At 28.0% G+C, this 5,495-nt stretch carries 8 protein-coding genes; 7 read left to right on the top strand and 1 reads right to left on the bottom strand.

The genetic code is table 11. The annotated features are described in order from the left end of the window. Positions 1 to 428, top strand: a 428-nt coding sequence (locus OYV_RS01350) for a hypothetical protein (protein WP_042067902.1), incomplete at its 5' end; no start/stop codon positions are given. Between the two features lie 14 nt (positions 429 to 442). Further along, a complete protein-coding gene (locus tag OYV_RS04960; RefSeq protein ID WP_172642338.1) occupies positions 443 to 583 on the top strand; it encodes a hypothetical protein in 141 nt (46 codons plus the stop codon). On the opposite strand, the gene OYV_RS01345 is transcribed toward OYV_RS04960, so the two are convergent. Next, a complete protein-coding gene (locus tag OYV_RS01345; protein WP_236620256.1) occupies positions 580 to 1,236 on the bottom strand; it encodes a DUF2963 domain-containing protein in 657 nt (218 codons plus the stop codon). The two genes, OYV_RS04960 and OYV_RS01345, sit on opposite strands and share 4 nt — an antisense overlap. Positions 1,237 to 1,583: 347 nt before the next feature. Here OYV_RS01345 and OYV_RS01340 point away from each other — a divergent pair, with 347 nt between their 5' ends. From OYV_RS01340 to tsf, 5 genes are all read left to right on the top strand, one after another. After that, positions 1,584 to 2,357, top strand: coding sequence for a S26 family signal peptidase (locus tag OYV_RS01340; protein ID WP_011160537.1), 774 nt, complete (start codon positions 1,584 to 1,586; stop codon positions 2,355 to 2,357). A gap of 81 nt (positions 2,358 to 2,438) precedes the next feature. Continuing rightward, positions 2,439 to 3,080 carry a uracil-DNA glycosylase gene (locus tag OYV_RS01335; protein ID WP_011160538.1) on the top strand — a complete coding sequence of 214 codons (642 nt, stop codon included), beginning with the start codon at positions 2,439 to 2,441 and terminating at the stop codon, positions 3,078 to 3,080. A 183-nt stretch (positions 3,081 to 3,263) separates the two neighbouring features. Further along, positions 3,264 to 3,716: a dUTP diphosphatase gene (gene dut, locus OYV_RS01330; RefSeq protein ID WP_011160539.1), complete on the top strand. Its 453-nt coding sequence runs from the start codon at positions 3,264 to 3,266 to the stop codon at positions 3,714 to 3,716. Positions 3,717 to 4,318: 602 nt separating this feature from the next. Then, positions 4,319 to 5,134 (top strand): 30S ribosomal protein S2, encoded by an 816-nt coding sequence (gene rpsB, locus OYV_RS01325; RefSeq protein ID WP_042067900.1) that lies wholly within the window; start codon positions 4,319 to 4,321, stop codon positions 5,132 to 5,134. 101 nt (positions 5,135 to 5,235) lie between these two features. Then, the coding region (gene tsf / locus OYV_RS01320) for a translation elongation factor Ts (RefSeq protein WP_042067898.1) at positions 5,236 to 5,495 on the top strand (260 nt) is incomplete at its 3' end.

Below are 5,495 nucleotides of genomic sequence, written 5' to 3'. Positions count from 1 at the left end.
GTTTAATTAATTTAAAATTAATGGAGATGATGGACAAAAAAGATAAAAACCGTTCGCAAACCGATCTTTTAGAATTAAAGCATAAAATGCTTGAAACTTATTTTAATCAAAAGATCTTTGAATTAGAAATGAAACAAAAAATTAAAGAATTAGAAGAAAAACAACAGCAATCCAAAGCTGATACCATTCCTAATAATGCCCAAACTTTTAACTCACAAAAGAATTTTTGGGATGAAATCCCAGAAACTTTAAAACAAGTTTTAGAAAAATTAAATAACATCGAAGAAATGCAGTTCGAAATTTTACAAGATTACACTAAAAAAACTTATTACAATTCTGATGATAGAGTTTTGTACGTTCATCCAGAAGACTTTTTGCACATCAATAAAGCTTTAGGACATAAAAAACAACAACAATTAAAAAATTAAATAAAAATATTAGGATGAAAGTATGTAAAAGCCCCTTTTTGCATGCTTTTTCTTTTTATCATTTCGAAAAAACTACCTTTTTTAAACTAGTTTTGGTTTTGCCTGTAAACAGATTACCTGATTTTTCCTTGCAACATCTTTCCAAACAATTCTAATTGCCATTATTTTTTATGACATCACCACTATTAGGGTCATAATTATAAACCTCTTTATCATCATTTTTGCTTTGATATTTGTATTTTGCACGCCAAATTCTTATTTCTGTTTTGGGGTCATATTTATTTATATAATCAATATTTCCATTGGGGAAATACTTTGTATGTTTGATTTTATTTTGGGTTTGAGGATCATATTCTAAAACATATTCTACTTTACCATTTTTACTATTATGGTGAGTTTCTTTTATAACATTTCCGCTTTTAGCATCATATTCATACATATATAAAATATTTGATTTGTCTTCTGCAAAACTTATTTCTTTAATTAATTTTTGCGTATGCGGATCGTATTCTTTAATATCTAAGATATTTCTGTCATTTTCAAAGACAGTATGTTTCATTTTATTGGCAGTTTGCAAATCATATTCTATGATATACCAAACACACTTTTCATCACCATTAAACGCTGTGAGTTTAATTTTTTTATTTGTTTTGCTATCATAATCCAAAATATGGTCAATGTTTCCATCCATGTTATAGATTTTTTCTTGAATAACATCCACATTATGATTAGGTTTGTTTTTTGTTGGGCTTATATTATCGATACTAATTATATTATCAATATTGTCAAAAGATTTAAAAATTAGCACCAATAACAACAATAATGTAAAAGTAGTTGTAATAGTTGCGAACCTAGTTCTTAATTTTATAATTTTCATATTTTTTAATTTATTATTGGGAAATTCTTAGATGTAATTTAATTTATCTTTCATTTAATTTATTTATTGTGAGATTAAGCATTTTTATAATACTTTGGATTATATGGTATTTTCAATAATATTATAACATTTATTTTATAATAATAATATTTTTTTAGCACTTATAATTGATTCATCAAAAAAAAATCTTGTTCTATGCTATAATTAATTTGTATAGTTGAAAATAATTCATAGTTAATAAATAAAAAAGGAAACAATGATTATTATGGTAATTATTTATGTTCAAAAATAAAACAAAAACTCCGCCACAAAGTCAAAAAACCAAATCCATGCTTTTAATTTTAAAAAAAAGTATGATTATTATTTTAGATTTTTTTCTAATCTATCTCTTTATTGCTTCTTTGGGTAATGCTTTTTTTCCTAAATATTCAGCCAAATATCTAGGCATTGCTGCTTTTCCTGTGGCTTCTGGTAGTATGGAACCTTTTTTACATGGTCCTAAAAATGAGGATTCAGGACAAATAGGGGATTTAGTTTTTATTAGAGGTGTTTGGGACGCTTCCAAACTTATGCCTGTTGGTGCTGTTGATGGGAAACAAATCACCAAAAATCCTACAACCAAACCTTATAAAGTAGGCGCAACTCATCCAAAAAACGGCGATGTTGTAATTTTTGAAAACCCTAATTATAATAATCCTAATGTTTCTGAACAAGAAAGACAAGCAGCCCAAAAACATCGTTTTATTATTCATAGAGTCGTTTATAATGATTCAAAAAACGAATTAATTGGCACTTGGGGTGATGCAAATGATACCCAACACAAATACGAACAAAAAATTCCTTATCACAAAATTGTAGGCAAATATGTTTGTAAAGACCGTTATATTTTTCCATCCATCAAAAATTTCTTTTCTGATCTGTTTGCTTATATTGGTTCTTTCTTTGCTTTTTTATTCGAAAATCCCTTATATTTGTTTTTAATAATCGTTTATTTAATGATTATGGCTTATTTCTTATATTCCTTAATTAAAGAATTAAAAGCAGCCAAATAATTACAAAAATGCAATCAAATAACACCAAATTACAAAATAATACAACAATTTTACAATAACAAACCAAAAGGTAAACAATTAATGTGGCAACAAATCATTAATAATCAAAAAACTAAACCTTATTTTAAAAAAATATTTACTTTTTTGCAAGAAGAAAAAACCAATCACAAAATTATTTATCCCAATCAAGAAGATATTTTTGCAGCTTTTAATTTAACTCCTTTTGAAAAAGTGAAAGTAGTTATTTTGGGGCAAGATCCTTATCATGGAAAAAATCAAGCTCACGGGTTGTCTTTTAGTGTAAAAACCTTCCAAAAACCACCTAGTTTATCCAATATTTTTAAAGAATTAAAAAATGATTTACAAATTACTGCTCGCACCAATAATTTAACTAAATGGGCGCTAGAAGGCGTTTTGATGATTAATGCTATTTTGACTGTTGAAAAAGATAAACCTTTAAGTCACCATCAAATTGGTTGGCAAGAATTTACCAAAACTATTTTTCAAGCTTTGCAAGCTAAACCAAATATAGTCTATATTTTGTGGGGAAAATTTGCTAAAACCTACGAACAATATATTTGTCAATCCCAAAATTGCATAATTAAAAGCCCCCATCCTTCCCCTTTTTCCGCTCATAGAGGCTTTTTTGGATCTAAACCTTTTTCTCGTGCTAATAATTATTTACAAACTTGTGGAATTAAAGTTGTTGATTGGAATCTTTAACTTTTTTATAATATTTTTAATTTTATAATATTTAAACCTATTTTGTTGAAAATTTTTATTTTTGCCACCTTTTTAATTATTTTTTGTTTCTCGTTTTGTATTATTTTTATTTTGTGATTTGCATTTATTAATTTAAAAGTAAAATTACTAACCACCCCAAAAGAAAGCCAAGGTTTCATTTTTATGAATAAAACAAACCGTTTTTTTGAAAAAGTAAGCAGTTATCAAAATCAAGGAATCAACCTTCCCCAACGTCAAACCAAATTCAGCGCTGGTTATGATTTTGAAGCAGCCCAAAGCATGGAAATCCCACCGCAAACATTCATTTTGGTTCCCACAGGAATTAAAGCATCTTTTCCTTGGAATGAAGTTTTATTAATTTATGTAAGGTCTTCTTTGCCCTTGAAAAAACAACTAACCCTTGCCAACGGCGTGGGAGTAGTCGATAGTGATTATTATAATAATTTGCAAAATGAAGGTCATATTTTTATTGCCTTGTATAATTTTTCTAAAAACCCAGTTCAAGTTTGTAAAGGCGAAAGAATTGCACAAGGAATTTTTCAACCCTTTTTTCAAATTACCCAAGAAAAAGAAAATAATTTTGCCAGAAAAGGCGGTTTTGGTAGCACAAAGTAACAAAATTGTATCCAAATCAACAAAAACATTGTTAAATGGTTTTAAATATGGTAAAATATGTTAGGAAAAAAGTTATTTATTTTTATTTTTATTATTTCAAAAACATTTTATTGTTTGTTCTTTGTTCTTGGTTTTTTAATGTATTTGTTTGTTTGTTGCCGTTTTTGCTACTAGGCAAACCATTTTGCCCGTCAATTTTGATTATTTAATTATTTTTTTAATTGTTATATTTGTGATTTATAAATTTATAATTATCAAATAATTATTAAAACGCCATTTTCCTTCCCCAAACAAACTTGCAAAAAAGCTTTTATTTAATTATAAGGGATGTATAAATGCATTGCTCAAACATTTTTGACACAATTAAAAAATTTAGCAATTTAGCAATTTGTCACAATATTTGCAAATAGAAATAAAAACTTGATGATGCATCATCATTTTGGATCAATTTTGATACACAATTCACAATTAAAAAATGTATTAAATAGTTAAAATGCAAAAGCCCAAACACAAACAAAATTATCATTTATTTATTTTTTATCATAATTTAACACAATATTTCAAAAAATATCAATTAAAATAAAAAGGAGTTTTTAATAACAATGGCAGTAGTTACAACAAAACAATTATTAGAATCAGGAGTATATTTTGGTCATGCCACTCGCAAATGGAATCCCAAAATGAAACCCTACATTTTTACTTCTAGAAATGGCATTCACATCATCAACTTGAAAAAAACCTCAGAAGAAATTGAAAAAGCTTATCAAGAATTGCTAAACATCATTACTTCAGGCGGTAAAGCTTTATTTTTAGGAACTAAAAAACAAATTCAATCAGCGATTAGAGAAGAAGCGCAACGTTCACAACAATACTACGTGGATCATCGTTGGTTAGGTGGCACATTAACTAATTTCAAAACTATTTTAAAAAGAATCGAATTACTTCATTTGCTCCACAAACAAGAAGAAGAAGGACTTTGGAAAAAACTTCCTAAAAAAGAAGTAGTGCAATTAAAGCGTAAAAGAGACAAATTAGAAAAATTCTTAGGCGGCATCAAAGACATGAAAGACTTGCCTCAAGCTATTTTTGTTGTTGACCCAGAAAAAGAAAGCATCGCAGTTGCCGAAGCGCGCAAATTAGGAATCAAAGTTTTTGGAATTGTAGACACTAACTGCGACCCTGATTTAGTAGACTACATTATTCCTGCTAATGACGACGCTATTAGAGGAGTGAAATTAATTATTTGGTTAATGGCTAATGCTTGTGTTGAAGGCGCTGGTGGCGTTGCTGAAAAAGCAGAAACTTTTGATGCTAAAAACCCATTAAAACCTCAAAATTACAATACCCCTAACAAACGTCCTTACCAAGATTCACCAAGAAAACCATTTTACCAAAATCAAAATCAAAACCAAAGATAATTAAACTTTTTTTGGTCCTTAACTAACCAATACGCAATTTTTATTTTTACAATTTATAATTAAAAGTAATTAAATCATTAAAATTTAGAATGGAGCAACAAATGAAAATTACAGCCGAAATGATTAAGGATTTGCGTCAAAAAACGCATGCTGGAATGAATGAATGTCACAAAGCTTTACAACAAACTGAAGGCAACATCGAAAAAGCCATCGCGTTTTTAAGAGAAAAAGGCATCATTAAAGCAGCTCAAAAACAAGGACGTGCAACTTCTGAAGGCATCACTAATATTGTTTTTGCTGGCAATAACGCTTTTTTATATGAAATCAATTCTGAGACTGATTTTGTTTCCAAAAACGAACA

Source organism: 'Chrysanthemum coronarium' phytoplasma (genome assembly GCF_000744065.1).
GTDB lineage: Bacteria > Bacillota_I > Bacilli_A > Acholeplasmatales > Acholeplasmataceae > Phytoplasma > Phytoplasma asteris.
Note: the sequence above shows the minus strand (reverse complement) of the source record. Positions and strands in the feature narration are given on the sequence as shown.